The organism is Pseudoxanthomonas sp. SL93, from assembly GCF_026625825.1.
In the GTDB taxonomy this organism is placed as follows: domain Bacteria; phylum Pseudomonadota; class Gammaproteobacteria; order Xanthomonadales; family Xanthomonadaceae; genus Pseudoxanthomonas_A.
In genome coordinates, this window is record NZ_CP113065.1 from 3,239,289 (window position 1) to 3,252,836 (window position 13,548).

Annotated in this window: 13 protein-coding genes; 7 read left to right on the top strand and 6 right to left on the bottom strand. The window is 68.1% G+C overall.

Annotation, left to right across the window (positions count from 1 at the left end; genetic code table 11):
* Positions 1-20: 20 nt before the first annotated feature.
* Both aceA and OVA13_RS15180 read left to right on the top strand, forming a co-directional pair.
* A complete protein-coding gene (aceA, locus tag OVA13_RS15175) occupies positions 21-1,313 on the top strand; it encodes an isocitrate lyase (RefSeq protein WP_267791301.1) in 1,293 nt (430 codons plus the stop codon).
* A 116-nt stretch (positions 1,314-1,429) separates the two neighbouring features.
* Complete coding sequence (locus OVA13_RS15180; RefSeq protein ID WP_267791302.1) at positions 1,430-1,897, top strand: hypothetical protein; 468 nt, start codon at positions 1,430-1,432, stop codon at positions 1,895-1,897.
* 7 nt (positions 1,898-1,904) lie between these two features.
* Here OVA13_RS15180 and OVA13_RS15185 read toward each other — a convergent pair whose 3' ends face one another.
* Positions 1,905-2,324, bottom strand: coding sequence for a GFA family protein (locus OVA13_RS15185; protein ID WP_267791303.1), 420 nt, complete (start codon positions 2,322-2,324; stop codon positions 1,905-1,907).
* 72 nt (positions 2,325-2,396) lie between these two features.
* Positions 2,397-4,463: an alpha/beta hydrolase family protein gene (locus OVA13_RS15190; protein ID WP_267791304.1), complete on the bottom strand. Its 2,067-nt coding sequence runs from the start codon at positions 4,461-4,463 to the stop codon at positions 2,397-2,399.
* A 213-nt stretch (positions 4,464-4,676) separates the two neighbouring features.
* Between OVA13_RS15190 and OVA13_RS15195 the strand changes: the two genes are divergently transcribed.
* Positions 4,677-5,144 carry a hypothetical protein gene (locus OVA13_RS15195; protein WP_267791305.1) on the top strand — a complete coding sequence of 156 codons (468 nt, stop codon included), beginning with the start codon at positions 4,677-4,679 and terminating at the stop codon, positions 5,142-5,144.
* Positions 5,145-5,190: 46 nt separating this feature from the next.
* On the opposite strand, the gene OVA13_RS15200 is transcribed toward OVA13_RS15195, so the two are convergent.
* A complete protein-coding gene (locus tag OVA13_RS15200; protein ID WP_267791306.1) occupies positions 5,191-6,708 on the bottom strand; it encodes a YifB family Mg chelatase-like AAA ATPase in 1,518 nt (505 codons plus the stop codon).
* 9 nt (positions 6,709-6,717) lie between these two features.
* The gene (locus OVA13_RS15205) at positions 6,718-6,981 is read right to left on the bottom strand and encodes a ubiquinone biosynthesis accessory factor UbiK (protein ID WP_267791307.1); all 264 of its coding nucleotides are present in this window, start codon (positions 6,979-6,981) and stop codon (positions 6,718-6,720) included.
* Between the two features lie 189 nt (positions 6,982-7,170).
* Between OVA13_RS15205 and OVA13_RS15210 the strand changes: the two genes are divergently transcribed.
* Positions 7,171-7,509, top strand: coding sequence for a P-II family nitrogen regulator (locus tag OVA13_RS15210; RefSeq protein ID WP_267791308.1), 339 nt, complete (start codon positions 7,171-7,173; stop codon positions 7,507-7,509).
* A gap of 12 nt (positions 7,510-7,521) precedes the next feature.
* Entirely contained in the window at positions 7,522-7,896 is a 375-nt protein-coding gene (locus tag OVA13_RS15215; RefSeq protein ID WP_267791309.1) for a DUF6404 family protein, read from the top strand.
* Positions 7,897-7,943: 47 nt separating this feature from the next.
* Here OVA13_RS15215 and speE read toward each other — a convergent pair whose 3' ends face one another.
* Entirely contained in the window at positions 7,944-8,792 is an 849-nt protein-coding gene (speE, locus tag OVA13_RS15220; protein ID WP_267791310.1) for a polyamine aminopropyltransferase, read from the bottom strand.
* A gap of 102 nt (positions 8,793-8,894) precedes the next feature.
* On the opposite strand from speE, the gene OVA13_RS15225 reads away from it, so the two are divergent.
* Together OVA13_RS15225 and speA are read left to right on the top strand one after the other, a co-directional pair.
* Positions 8,895-10,742 carry a M48 family metalloprotease gene (locus tag OVA13_RS15225; protein WP_267791311.1) on the top strand — a complete coding sequence of 616 codons (1,848 nt, stop codon included), beginning with the start codon at positions 8,895-8,897 and terminating at the stop codon, positions 10,740-10,742.
* A 60-nt stretch (positions 10,743-10,802) separates the two neighbouring features.
* Positions 10,803-12,695 carry an arginine decarboxylase gene (gene speA, locus OVA13_RS15230; protein ID WP_267791312.1) on the top strand — a complete coding sequence of 631 codons (1,893 nt, stop codon included), beginning with the start codon at positions 10,803-10,805 and terminating at the stop codon, positions 12,693-12,695.
* A 79-nt stretch (positions 12,696-12,774) separates the two neighbouring features.
* On the opposite strand, the gene OVA13_RS15235 is transcribed toward speA, so the two are convergent.
* On the bottom strand, positions 12,775-13,524 hold the full coding sequence (locus OVA13_RS15235; protein ID WP_267791313.1) for an SDR family NAD(P)-dependent oxidoreductase: 750 nt from the start codon (positions 13,522-13,524) through the stop codon (positions 12,775-12,777).
* Positions 13,525-13,548: the final 24 nt, after the last annotated feature.

Below are 13,548 nucleotides of genomic sequence, written 5' to 3' on the forward strand. Positions count from 1 at the left end.
ACCACTACGGAACCACCACCATGAGCAAGCTGCCGACCGCCGAACAGATCCAGCACGACTGGGACACCAACCCGCGCTGGGCGGGCATCACCCGCAACTACACCGCCGCCGACGTGGTGCGCCTGCGCGGGACCGTGCCGGTGGAGCATTCCATCGCGAAGATCGGTGCGGAAAAACTGTGGAACTACCTGCAGACCGAGGATTTCGTGAACGCCCTGGGCGCGCTGACCGGCAACCAGGCCATGCAGCAGGTGAAGGCCGGCCTGAAGGCCATCTACCTGTCCGGCTGGCAGGTCGCCGCCGACGCCAACCTGGCCGGCCAGATGTATCCGGACCAGTCGCTGTATCCGGCCGACTCGGTGCCTGCGGTGGTCAAGCGCATCAACAACACGCTGCTGCGCGCCGACCAGCTGCATCATGCGGAAGGCGACGACAGCATCGATTTCCTGCAGCCCATCGTGGCCGATGCCGAGGCCGGCTTCGGCGGCGTGCTGAATGCCTTCGAGCTGATGAAGGGGATGATCGAGGCCGGTGCGTCGGGCGTGCATTTCGAAGACCAGCTGGCCAGCGTGAAGAAGTGCGGCCACATGGGCGGCAAGGTGCTGGTGCCCACGCGCGAAGCGGTCGAGAAACTGAATGCCGCGCGGCTGGCCGCCGACGTGATGGGCGTGCCCACGCTGCTGGTGGCGCGTACCGATGCGGAGGCCGCCGACCTGCTGACCAGCGATGTGGACGACAACGACAGGCCCTTCATCGTCGGCGAGCGCACGGTGGAAGGCTTCTACAAGACCCGGAACGGCCTGGACCAGGCGATCAGCCGTGGACTGGCCTACGCGCCGTACGCCGACCTGGTGTGGTGCGAGACCGGCAAGCCGGACCTGGAGTTCGCGCGCAAGTTCGCCGAGGCCATCCATGCCAAGTACCCGGGCAAGCTGCTGGCGTACAACTGCTCGCCGAGCTTCAACTGGAAGAAGAACCTGGACGACGTGACCATCGCGAAATTCCAGACCGAGATCGCCAAGTACGGCTACAAGTTCCAGTTCATCACCCTGGCCGGCTTCCATGCGCTGAACTATTCGATGTTCAACCTGGCGCACGGTTATGCACGCCGCCAGATGAGTGCCTTCGTCGAATTGCAGGAAGCCGAATTCGCCGCCGCCGACCGCGGTTTCACCGCCGTGAAGCACCAGCGCGAAGTGGGCACGGGTTACTTCGATGCAGTGACCCAGGCGATCCAGCAGGGCCAGTCCTCGACGACGGCGCTGAAGGGTTCGACCGAGGAAGAGCAGTTCCAGGCGGAAAAAGCCGCCTGATCCCTCGTACGACCATGGGCCGGCCAGCGCGCCGGCCCATGGCGTCGCGGGCATGCACTCGACAGCGGGCCGGCGGCGGCAGTAACGTCGCCTACTCCCTTTCAGGAATGCCCGCCATGCGATTGAACGCTGCGCTCGTGCTGTTCGCTGCCCTGCTTGCCCTGCCCGTCGCGCGTGCCAACGACACCGCACCTGCCGACCTGCCCGCCATCCGCGCCCAGCAGGTGGAATTCCGCCAGGAAGCCCTCGCCAAGCAGGGGCGCTTCAAGGACGTAGACGAAAAGCAGCGCCAGGAACTGGTCGCCAAGCAGACCCGCTTCATCGACCTGACCGAAGGCAAGCAGGCATTCGCCGACCTGTCGCCGGCCGATCAGGTGGAAACGGTCAACACGCTGGAATGGATCAAGGCCGCCATCACCCGCGCCGAAGACGAGCGCCTGGTGTGCGAGCGGACGAAGGTCGTGGGCAGCAACCGTTCCACGCGCGTCTGCCGCACGGTGGCAGAGCGGCGCGCGGAGCGTGCCGAGGCCGAGAAGGCGATGGAAGAACGCAAGATGTGCGGCGCGGCCTGCAAGGGCAACTGAGGCCGCACTAGCCGGGCGGCTTGCGGGGCAGGCCGTCCAGCGGATCGACCGCCGCCCAGGGCACATGCTCGTTCCAGTAGGCGTGCATCTGCGGCAGCCGGTCCAACGGCGTGGTGAAGTGCGCCATGGCGATATGAAGCTCGCCCGGCCAACGGGTGCCGCGGAACAGCATCATGGCGCCGCAATGCCGGCAGAATCCGCGTTCCCCCTGCGGCGATGACGCATACCACTGCAGATGCTCGCCCGCATCGTGGATGCGGCAGCGTGCCTCCCGCATGCCCACCCAGGTGACGAAGGCCGCGCCGTGCGCGCGACGGCACAGCGTGCAATGGCAGTGCGCCGCCCACAGGCTGGGCAGCGTCGCGTCCACGGCGACCTGGCCACACAGGCACTGCGCGTGTGCGACCTGCGAACGGGTATCGGTCATGTCGCGGCCTCGCTTCGTCATGCGATGCCCGGGGAGAGGTGGGCGACCTGTCTCCCCGGGGTCTGCGGGAACTTACTTGCGCACGTCCTGGGTGTGGCCCTTGAGGGCCGGCGCCAGCCCGGGGACGTGCTCCGCGCCGGTCGGCACACTGATGCTGGAACCCGCGAAGTCGCCGCCGATGGGCTGGGCACGCCCGCCAAGGCACTGCGACAGGAAGCCTTCGGTCACGGCGTTGAACGCCTTGTTGTTCTGCGGTCGCGCGAAGCCGTGGCCTTCATCCGGGAACAGCACGTAGGTGACCGGGATGTTCTTCGCGGTCATCGCCTTGACGATCTGGTCGCTCTCGTCCTGTTTCACGCGCGGGTCGTTCGCGCCCTGGCCGATCAGCAGCGGCTTCCTGATCTGGTCGGCGCGCGTCAACGGCGAGCGTTCGGCCAGCCAGGCCTTGCCGGCATCGGTGCGCGGATCGCCCATGCGCTTGGCCAGTTGCTCGAAGAAGCTGGCCCAGTAAGGCGGTACCGTGCTGAGCAGGGTGTTGAGGTTGGAGGGGCCGACGATGTCCACCCCGCAGGCGAAGGTGTCCGGCGTGAACGTCAGGCCCGCCAGCGTGGCATAGCCGCCATAGCTGCCGCCCATGATCGCCACCTGCTCCGGCGTGGTGACGCCCTGCTTCACCGCCCATTGCACGGCGTCGATCAGGTCGTCATGCATCTTGCCCGCCCATTCGCCATTGCCGGCATTGGTGAATGCCTTGCCGAACCCGGTGGAGCCGCGGAAATTGACCGCGAGTACCGCATACCCGCGGTTGGCCAGCCACTGGTTGTAGCCGCTGAATCCGTACGAATCGCGCGCCCACGGGCCGCCATGCACCAGCAGCACCAGCGGCACGGCGGCATCGGCCTTGCCGTCGCCATTGGCGTCGGCGCTGCGCGGCAGCGTCAGGTAGCTGACCAGCGTCTTGCTGTCGCGGGAGGTGATCTCGACCGGCCATTGCGGGACCAGCGGCTTGCCTTCCAGGGCCGGGCGGGCGGAGAACAGCTTGGTCAGTGCGCCGGTCGGGCGGTCGTAGCGGTAGTAGACCAGCGGCTGCTCCGCCGCCGAGTACACGACGATCCAGGTCTTGTCGTCCTGCGTGCGCGTATTGACCGACACGTCACCGGGGCCGAGCGCTTCCAGCTTCTCCAGGTCGGCGCGGATGGACGGATCGACCACCTTCCACTCGTCGCGCAGGTAGTCCACCGACACCGCCTGCACCTGCCCGGTAGCGGGATGGGCAAGCGTGCCGCCGACGTCGGCACGTGCGTCTTCCAGCACCAGCGTGCGCTTGCCGCTGGCCACGTCCACCGCGAACAGCGCGGCGGTGTTGCGGCCGCGCGAGTCGGTGAAGTACAACGTCTTGCCGTCCAGTGTCAGGCCGCCGGGGTTGGTGGTCAGCACGTCCTCGAACGGGATGTCGTCGAACTTCTCCCACGCGCCGCTGGCACCACGCTTCAGCACATCCGCACCACCGTCCGGGCGCGAACGCGTGGCGTACTTGAGTGTGTAGTCCGCGTCGGCGATGTAGCCGGCGATCTGGGCGTCGTTCTTCTCCAGCAGCGTGCGCGCGCCACTGGCAAGGTCGACCTTGTACAGGTCGTGCCACTGCGCGTCGCGGTCGTTCATGCCGACAAGCAGCGTGCCGGGGTGTTTCGGGCTGAGGCCGGCGACCTGCGCGGTGGTCTTCGGGAACGGCGTCAGGTCCTTCGCCTGCCCGGTCTTCAGGTCCACGGCGTACAGATGGAAGTCCTCGTCGCCACCGCTGTCGCGCAGGTACAGCAGCGTGTCGGGGTTGTACGACCAGAAATAGCTGCGGATGCCGCGCGCCTTGTCCTGGGTGACCGCCTTGGCCTGCGCGGGGTTGTCTGCCGGGGCGACCCAGACGTTGAGCACGCCATCGACGGCGGCGACCCAGCTGAGGTACTTGCCATCGGGGCTGATCTGCACGTTGGCGCGCTCGGGATTGCCGAACAGGGCCTCACGGGGGATCAGTTCGGTGTCCTTGATGCGATCGGCCGCCGTCGGCGCGGCGGAGGCGGCCAGGCAGGTCGAGATGGACAGGGACAACAGCAGGCCGGTGGCGGACAGCGCGGTTTTTCGCATGGCAGGTTCCTTTGGCGACGGTGAAAGCGGCGATGCGGATCCAGACGACGGCGGGGCCCACATGTGACGGTCGAGTAGAGCACAGTCTCCTGCGCGGGCGTGAGCGACGGGGGGCGGTCCCGGGCCGCGGCACGGGGGCGTGCCGCGAGTGCCACTTGCATCGGGTCCGTCACGGGCGTAGAAATTCCGTCAGCCTCCACCCGGAGTTGTGCCATGGCATTCGGTCGCTGGATTCTGCTTGGATTTTTCCTGATGCTCGCGGTGCCGCTGCGCGCAGCTTCGCCCGCTTCCCTGCCGGATATCGTCCAGCAGCAACAGCAGATCCGCGATGAGCTCGCCAGCGGTGCGTTGCCGCTCAATCCCCGCCAGAAGCGCATCGTGGGGGAGCAGCAGGCGATCGTCTTCGCCGTGACCGAAGGCAAGACGTCGCTGGCGGATCTCAATGCGGACGAACAGGTGCGGTTGCGCAATGCCCTGGAAGTGATCAATGCGCAGGTGTCCACCCGGGTGACGGCGGAAGACGAGCGTGAAGTCTGCTGGCGCGAGAAGCGCACGGGCAGCAAGCTGGTCACCACGGTCTGCGGCACGGAGAAAGAGCGGCGCGAAGCCCGGGAAGGTGCGCGCGACTACATGTCCAGGCCGAGCATCTGCCAGCCGCCGGGGTGCGGTGCATCTCCCTGACGCAGCGAGCCGTTCGTGGTGACACGGTGTGCGCTTCGGACAGGCGTTAGCGGGTAGCCGTCGGCATATCGTTCTTGTCCGCCCGGCGATACCCGAGTGTCTCGGTGAGATGGGCCGTGACGATGTCGTCGCTGCCCGCGAGGTCGGCAATGGTGCGCGCTACGCGCAGGATGCGATGCATGCTGCGGGCGGACAGCTGCAGGCGTTCGATGGCGCGTTCCAGCAAGGCCTGGTCGCGCGATGCCAGGCGACAATGCGCCATGGTGTCCGACTGGCTGATCTGTGCGTTGGGCTTGCCGCTGCGGGCCAGTTGCCGCGCCCGCGCCCTCACCACGCGGGCCTGTACCTGCGCGGAGGATTCTCCCTGGATCGCATCCGGGCGCAGTTCATGAGGCGGCAGGCGTGGCACTTCCACGTGCAGGTCGATGCGGTCCATCAGCGGACCCGAGATGCGGCCGCGGTAGCGCCTTATCAGCTCGGGATTGCAGCGGCAGCGGCCGCTCGGGTCGCCTGCCCAGCCGCAGGGGCAGGGATTCATGGCGGCGACCAACTGGAAACGCGCCGGGAACTCCGCGCTGCGCGCCGCGCGTGAAACGGTGACGGTGCCGGATTCGAGCGGTTCGCGCAGTACTTCCAGTGCGCGCCGGTCCCACTCGGGCAACTCGTCGAGGAAGAGCACGCCGTGGTGCGCGAGGGAAATCTCACCCGGGCGGGGCTGCGCGCCACCGCCGACCAGGGCGACGGCGCTGGCGGTGTGGTGGGGTGACCTGTACGGACGCTGCCGCCAGCGCGAGGGATCGAGTCCGCGTCCGCTGACGGAAGCGATGGCGGCGCTTTCGAGGGCTTCTTCCTCGCTGGCTTCCGGCAGCAGGCCGGGCAGGCGCGAAGCCAGCAGCGTCTTGCCGCACCCCGGTGGCCCGATCAGCAGCAGGTGATGGTTGCCGGCGGCTGCCACTTCCAGCGCGCGGCGCGCGTGGGCCTGCCCACGGACATCGGCCAGGTCGGGGATGGTGCTCGGCTGCGGCGGCGGGGCCAGCGCGGGCGGCAGTTCCTTGCGGCCGTCCAGCGCAGCGCAGACTTCCAGCAGCGTACGGGCGGTGTATGCCTCGCCGCGCTGTGCCAGTGCGGCTTCGGGGCCGCTGCCGACCGGCACGATCAGCTTGCGCCCGGCCGCCGCGACGGCGAGCGCTGCAGGCAATACGCCATCGACCGTGCGGAGCTCGCCGGTCAGGCCGAGTTCGCCCAGGAATTCATACTCCGCCAGCGCCTCGCGCCGGATCTGCCCGCTGGCGGCCAGGATGCCCAGTGCGATGGGAAGGTCGAAACGCCCGCCGTCCTTCGGCAGATCGGCGGGCGCCAGGTTGACGGTGATGCGACGGGCGGGAAATTCGAACTGCGCGCAGAGGATCGCGGCACGCACGCGGTCACGCGATTCGCGTACGGCGGCTTCCGGCAGGCCGACGATATGGGTCTGCGGCAGGCCACCGGACAGTTGCACTTCCACCCGGACCGGCGGCGCAGCCACACCCGCCCGTGCACGGCTGTGCACCAGCGCCAGGCTCATGGCGGTGGCTCAGGGCTGGGTGGGCTTGCCGGAAAGCTGCGCTTCCAGCGCGGCGACCGTGCGTTCCAGGCCTTCGAGTTTTTCGCGCGTGCGCAGCAGCACCGCCTGCTGCACGTCGAATTCCTCGCGCGTCACCAGGTCCAGTTTCGACAGACCGGCCTGCAATGCGGACTTGAAGGTCTGCTGCAGCTCTTCCTGCGATTCGCGCAGGCCGGGGGGCACCATCTGGCTCAGGCGGCGGGCGAGGTCGTCGATGTGGTTGAGGTCGATCATGTCAGTTCTCCGGCAGGGCCCCGAGCTTGCGGCCGCGGCCCGCTGGGGCGCCATCGGCGTCGGCTGCGTTGCGCTGTCGGAAAAGTCCGAGCGGCGGGGCCTCCATTGAACCCGCAAAGCCGCCCGTACCGCAACCGCGGCCGTGCCAACCGCGTTATCCTGCATGCAGCATTCACGGGAGACGCCTGCATGAAAATGGTCATGGCCATCATCAAGCCGTTCAAGCTGGACGATGTGCGCGAAGCGCTTGCCGAAGCCGGCATCGCCGGCATCACGGTCACCGAGGTGAAGGGATTCGGGCGGCAGAAAGGCCATACCGAGCTGTACCGCGGCGCGGAGTACGTGGTCGATTTCCTGCCCAAGGTGAAGCTGGAAGTCGCGGTCACCGACGACCAGGCCGAGCGCGTGGTGGAGGCCATCGTCAAGGCCGCCGGCACGGGCAAGATCGGCGACGGCAAGGTGTTCGTCTATGACCTGGAACGCGTCGTGCGCATCCGCACGGGCGAACTCGACGGCGACGCCCTGTAGGAAGAACACGCCATGGCGAATCGGCACGACCGCACCGCATTCGATGCACGCCTCCAGCAGGCATTGGCCCTGCTGGACAGCAAGGGCCTGGGCAAGAGCACCTATGCGCCGCCACTGTTCCGGTTGCTGTGGCGGCTGGGCATGCAGGTGCCGCCGCCGCATATGGCCACCTTCGCGTTCAACAGCCTGTTGATGGGCGGTTTTTTCGGCGTGTTCTGGGGGGCGGTGATGTGGCTGCTGCTGTGGGGCCGCCAGGGCATGCCGCTGGCCGTCGGTGCGGGTGTGGCGTTGCTGGCCGGTGCGCTGTTCGGTCTGACGATGGCCTGGTATCTCCGCCACAGTGCGGCCAGGCGCGCGATCCCGCGCTGGCAGGATGTCAATCCCTGAAAAAAAGCCCCGCATCGCGGGGCTTTTCTTTTCCGTAGTGCGGTGGGTTATTCGCCCAGTGCCTTCGCCACGAACGGCGGTGCCACCAGCACGCCTGTGTGCAGGTGCGCGGTGTAATAGAGCGTCTCGAACGGCTTGCCGGCCGCGTCGGCCTGGCGGAAGTCGAACGTGCCGCCCTTGCGCGCCATCGTCACGCTCCACCAGCCAGTGGGATAGCACGGCTGCGGGAATGGCAGCGTCTTGAAGGTGGTGAAGCCGGCCTTGCCCATCTCGGCGCGCATTTCCTTGATCAGCTCCAGCAGGGCCAGCGGCGATTCGGACTGCTGCACCAGGATGCCGTCGTCCTTCAGCGCGCGGAAGCAGCTCTCGTAGAACGCCTTGTTGAACAGGCCTTCGGCCGGGCCGACGGGATCGGTGGAGTCCACGATGACCACGTCCACGCTGCCCGCGGGGCAGTTGGCCATGTAGGCCACGCCGTCGTCGAACAGCAGTTCGGCGCGCGGATCGTTGTTGGCGTCGCAGAGTTCCGGGAAGTACTTCTCGGACATCCGCGTGACCTGTTCGTCGATGTCGCACTGGGTGGCGCTTTCCACGCCCGGGTGCTTCAGCACTTCGCGCAGGGTGCCGCAGTCGCCGCCGCCAATGATCACCACGCGCCTGGGCGCGGCGTGCGTGAACAGCGCGGGATGGCTGATCATCTCGTGGTAGAAGAAGTTGTCGCGCGTGGTCAGCATCACCGCGCCGTCGATGATCATCAACTTGCCCCAGTCGGTGGTGTCGTAGATCTCGATCTTCTGGAACGGCGACTGCACTTCGTCCAGCTTGCCGGTGATGCGGTAGCCGATGGCCGAGCCGGTGGGCTGGAAGTGTTCGATGTACCAGTTGTCGTTCGTCATTGCGGCGGTTCGGCAGGCGGGAAGGCCGCAGATTGTACCGGAACGGGTGTGATGGGCCGGCGCCGTTGATTTAGCATCGCGCTGTCGGACAAGGGGAAAGGCATGGAGTCGGATCACATTCGCCGCGCGCGGATGGCGCGCCTCGAGCAGGCTTACGACGCCGCGCCGGGGCGGTACCAGCTGCGGTTGGCGCTGCTGGCCGCGCTGGGTTACCTGGTGATGGGGGCCGCGCTGCTGCTGACGGCAGGCGTGGCGCTCGTGCTGGTGTTCCACCTGCTGTTCCGACCCGTGGACGACGGCTGGATCCTGGTCCCCATCCTGCTGCTCGGGTTGACCGGCGCGGTGCTGGCGCGCGCGCTGTGGATCCGCTTCGTGCCGCCCGAGGGTCATATGCTGGCCGACGGCGAAGCCCCGGCGCTGCGAGCGGAGGTCGAACGCATCCGCGAGGCGGTGGGCGCGCAGCGCCTGCACGGCCTCGTCATCGATGCGCAACTCAACGCCGCCGCGGCCCATGTGCCGGCAGGTTTCGGGTTGTGGCGCCAACGGCACTACCTGGTCCTGGGGCTGCCGCTGTTGCAGCTGCTCGACCGCGAAGAGCTGGCCTCGGTGATCGCGCACGAATTCGGCCACTTCCACGATGGGCGGCGACGCTTTTCCAGCTGGATCTACCGGTCACGCGTGGGCTGGCACCGCGTGCTGGACGGGCTGTCGCGGCAGGCGCTGGGGTCGCAGGTGCTGTTGCTGCTGTTCTTCCGCTGGTACGCACGCTGTTTCGACGAGCACAGCTTCGTGCTGGCGCGGCGGCAGGAGTACGCCGCCGACGCCGCGGCGCAGGCCGTGGCAGGCACGACCCCCACCGCCACGGCGCTGGTGCGCGTCGCCCTGGCATCGGACTGGCTGGCACGCGAGTTCTGGCCGGACATCGAGCGCACTGCGCATGCGCAGGCTTATCCGCCCGTGCATGTGGGCGCCAGCCAGGCGCGCGGGCTGGCCGACCAGCGACGCCAGCAGACTCGGCTACCTGCGTGGCTCCTGGCCCATGTGCCGGACCCCTACGACACCCATCCAGGTCTGGCGCAGCGGCTGGCGGCACTGGACGCCGGCCACGATCTTCGCCTCGACAGTGCGCTGCCGCCCGCCGCGGCAGGGCTGCTGGGTGTCGAGCTGGTCGACCGGCTGGAACAGCGTTTCAGCCGCGAGTGGCAGGCGGGGGCAAAGCCGGAGTGGGAAGCGCGCCACCGGCGCCTGCAGGCGGAACGGCAACGGCTGGAGGCGCTGGAGGCTGATCCTCGCCGTTTGCCAGCCGAGTGGATCGAGTACGCGGCCTTGATGGAGGAGCACCGCCCCGCCACCGATGCCGCGCCGCTGTACCGGGAGGCGTTGCGCCACTCGCCCGCGCACGCGGTGGCGCACGGGCGTCTTGGCATGCTGCTGCTGCGGCGGGGCGACGACGAGGAAGGCGTTGAACACCTGCAGCGCGCGATGCGGCTGGACGCCGGTCTCGTGCCCGTGCTGCTGCGCGACCTGGACGACCACGTGCGCACGCTGGCGCCGGAGGCGCCGCTGCATGCCCTTGCGGTGCGGTTGCGCGAGGCGTTCGAGGCCGGCCCCACGGCCGCGCACGGCGACGGGGTGGCGGAAGAAGCCTATTCACCGCACGGCCTGGACGCCTCGCAGCTGCAGGCCATCCGCCGCGTGATGGCGGGTTACGAGCGCATCGCCGCCGCCTGGATCGTGCGCCGGAAGGCGCCGGGCCTGTCGGTGGAACCGCACTTCGTGGTGCTGCTGGAGTGGGCGGGTTCGGTGGCCAGTGAAATCGCCGCCGTCCCCCGCCTCACCGCCCAGTTGGCGCTGCCGGGCACCTTCAGCGTCCTCACCACCACCCGGCGCACGCCCGAGCTGCGCCAGCTCAGGCCACGGGTGGGCGAACCGGTCCACCAGCGGCGGTAACCGGCCGGCCACGGCAGGGGCGTTAGAATGCACGCCCTTTCGTTTTCCCGAGCTGCCTCAATGAGCGACTGGTCCACCGACCGAGCCCGCAAGACCTACTCCATCCCGCACTGGGCGGAGGGGTACTTCGACGTGGACAGCGCCGGCCGCATCGTGGTCTCGCCGAAGGGCGCGCAGGGTCCGCTCATTCCGTTGCCCGAGGTGGTGGATGCCGCGCGCGCGCAGGGCGCGCAGCTGCCGCTGCTGGTGCGGTTCCCGGACATCCTGGGCGACCGCCTGGCCAAGCTGCAGTCGGCCTTCGCGCAGGCGCAGGCCGACTGGGAATACAAGGGCGGCTACACGGCGGTCTATCCGATCAAGGTCAACCAGCACCGTGGCGTCGCCGGCACGCTGGCTTCGCATGCCGGCGAAGGCTTCGGCCTGGAAGCCGGCAGCAAACCCGAACTGATGGCCGTGCTGGCGCTGTCGCGCCCCGGCGGCCTGATCGTCTGCAACGGCTACAAGGACCGCGAGTACATCCGCCTGGCGCTGATCGGCCGCAAGCTGGGCCTGCAGACCTTCATCGTCATCGAGAAGCCGTCCGAGCTGGCGCTGGTCATCGAGGAATCGCACAAGCTGGGCGTGAAGCCCGGCCTGGGCGTGCGCATGCGGCTGGCCACGCTGGGTGCGGGCAAGTGGCAGAACAGCGGCGGCGACAAGGCCAAGTTCGGCCTGTCCCCGCGCCAGGTGCTGGACCTGTGGAAGCAGCTGCGCGACGCCGGCCTGCAGGACACGCTGGGCCTGCTGCACTTCCACATGGGCTCGCAGATCAGCAACGTGCGCGACATCGCCAACGGCATGCGCGAGGCGACCCGTTATTTCGTCGAACTGTCGAAGCTGGGCGCGACCATCAGCCACGTCGATGTCGGCGGCGGCCTGGGAATCGATTACGAAGGCACGCGTTCGCGCAGCTACTGCTCGATCAACTACGGCCTTGGCCAGTACGCCAGCAACATCGTGCAGCCGCTGGCCGAGGCCTGCGAGCAGCATGCCCTCACGCCGCCGCGCATCGTCACCGAATGCGGCCGCGCAATGACGGCGCACCACGCCGTGCTGGTGGTCAACGTGTCCGAAGTCGAGCAGGCGCCGGAGGGCCGCGTGCCGCCGTCGCACGACGACGAGCCGGCGGTGATCCGCCACCTGCGCGAGATCCATGGCGAACTGGACACGCGGCCGGCGGTCGAACTGTTCCACGAAGCGCAGCACCACCACAGTGAGGGCCTGTCGCTGTACGCACTGGGCCAGATCGACCTGGTGCACCGCGCGCGCATCGACGACCTGTTCTACGCCATCGCGCATGCCGTGCGCGCGCGGCTGAGCAGCGACGAGCGCAGCCACCGTGACCTGCTGGATGAGCTGAACGAGCGCCTGGTCGACAAGTACTTCGTCAACTTCAGCGTGTTCGAATCGATCCCGGATGTCTGGGCGATCGACCAGGTGTTCCCGATCGTGCCCATTGAACGGCTGGACGAAGCGCCGACGCGCCGCGGCATCATCGCCGACATGACCTGCGACTCGGACGGCATGGTGAAGACCTACGTCGAGAACGAAGGCCTGGATTCCTCGCTGCCGCTGCATGCGATGAAGCACGGCGAGAGCTACCGGCTGGGCATCTTCCTGGTCGGCGCGTACCAGGAGATCCTGGGCGACATCCACAATCTGTTCGGCGACACCGACGCGGTGGAAGTCAGCGCCGATGCCGGCACCGGTTACCTGCTCACCCAGCAGCGCCGCGGCGATACCACCGACGTGATGCTCGACTACGTGGGCTACCAGCTCGCCGACCTGCGCGCGGTGTATCGCCAGCGCGTGGAAGAGGCCGGGTTGTCGGCCGACGAATCGAAACTGCTGTCTGACGCGCTGGAAGCGGGGCTTACCGGTTACACCTACCTCTCGGACGAACCGCTGGCGTAGTGTGCGCTCTGCGCACGGCCTCGCGATGCCGGATGTCCCGTGACGTGCGCGTGGCGCACGCTACGGGAGTGCGAAGCAACTACGCGCGCGCGACTTGGAAGCCCGCCACCGACTGCGACACCGGCATGATCTCCAGCCGGTTGATATTGAGGTGCGGCGGCAGGGTGGCGACGTAGAAGATGGTGTCGGCGATGTCCTCGGCCGTCATCGGCGCGGCGCCGGTGTACAGCTTGTCCGATGCCTGCCGGTCGCCATGCGTGCGCACCAGGGTGAATTCGGTTTCGGCCATGCCAGGTTCGATGGTCGTCACGCGCACGCCGGTGCCATGCAGGTCGCTGCGCAGCCCCAGCGAGAACTGGCTGACGAACGCCTTGCTGCCACCGTAGGTGTTGCCGCCCGGGTAGGGATACACGCCCGCCACCGAGCTGATGTTGATGATCGCGCCCTTGCGCTCCACCAGCAGCGGCAGCAAGCGGTGCGTCAGTGTGACCAGTGCGGTGATGTTGGTGTCGATCATCGTGCGCCAGTCGGACAGCAGCGCGCTCTGCGCTGGTGCGGTGCCCTGCGCCAGGCCTGCGTTGTTCACCAGCAGGTTGATGCCGCGAAAGTCTTGCGGCAATGCCGCCAGCGCGACATCCATCGCGGCTTCGTCACGGATATCGAACGCGGCGGCGTGCACGTGGTCGGCACCCAGTTCATCCACCAGCGCCTGCAGGCGTTCGGCCCGGCGGCCGGTGGCGATCACGCGCCAGCCCGCGGCCACGAAGCGGCGGGTGGCGGCGGCGCCGAAGCCGGAGGTGGCGCCAGTGATGAGAGCGGTACGGGTCATGAGTGGTTCGCCGGGAGTGGGTAA

Excerpts from the sequence above, each read along its gene's own strand:
- OVA13_RS15210 (WP_267791308.1), top strand. The coding sequence starts at position 7,171 with ATGAAAATGGTCATGGCCATCATCAAGCCGTTCAAGCTGGACGATGTG.
- OVA13_RS15195 (WP_267791305.1), top strand. The coding sequence starts at position 4,677 with ATGGCATTCGGTCGCTGGATTCTGCTTGGATTTTTCCTGATGCTCGCG.
- speE (WP_267791310.1), bottom strand. The coding sequence starts at position 8,792 with ATGACGAACGACAACTGGTACATCGAACACTTCCAGCCCACCGGCTCG.
- OVA13_RS15225 (WP_267791311.1), top strand. The coding sequence starts at position 8,895 with ATGGAGTCGGATCACATTCGCCGCGCGCGGATGGCGCGCCTCGAGCAG.
- OVA13_RS15180 (WP_267791302.1), top strand. The coding sequence starts at position 1,430 with ATGCGATTGAACGCTGCGCTCGTGCTGTTCGCTGCCCTGCTTGCCCTG.
- OVA13_RS15215 (WP_267791309.1), top strand. The coding sequence starts at position 7,522 with ATGGCGAATCGGCACGACCGCACCGCATTCGATGCACGCCTCCAGCAG.
- speA (WP_267791312.1), top strand. The coding sequence starts at position 10,803 with ATGAGCGACTGGTCCACCGACCGAGCCCGCAAGACCTACTCCATCCCG.
- OVA13_RS15200 (WP_267791306.1), bottom strand. The coding sequence starts at position 6,708 with ATGAGCCTGGCGCTGGTGCACAGCCGTGCACGGGCGGGTGTGGCTGCG.
- OVA13_RS15235 (WP_267791313.1), bottom strand. The coding sequence starts at position 13,524 with ATGACCCGTACCGCTCTCATCACTGGCGCCACCTCCGGCTTCGGCGCC.
- OVA13_RS15190 (WP_267791304.1), bottom strand. The coding sequence starts at position 4,463 with ATGCGAAAAACCGCGCTGTCCGCCACCGGCCTGCTGTTGTCCCTGTCC.
- OVA13_RS15185 (WP_267791303.1), bottom strand. The coding sequence starts at position 2,324 with ATGACCGATACCCGTTCGCAGGTCGCACACGCGCAGTGCCTGTGTGGC.
- OVA13_RS15205 (WP_267791307.1), bottom strand. The coding sequence starts at position 6,981 with ATGATCGACCTCAACCACATCGACGACCTCGCCCGCCGCCTGAGCCAG.
- aceA (WP_267791301.1), top strand. The coding sequence starts at position 21 with ATGAGCAAGCTGCCGACCGCCGAACAGATCCAGCACGACTGGGACACC.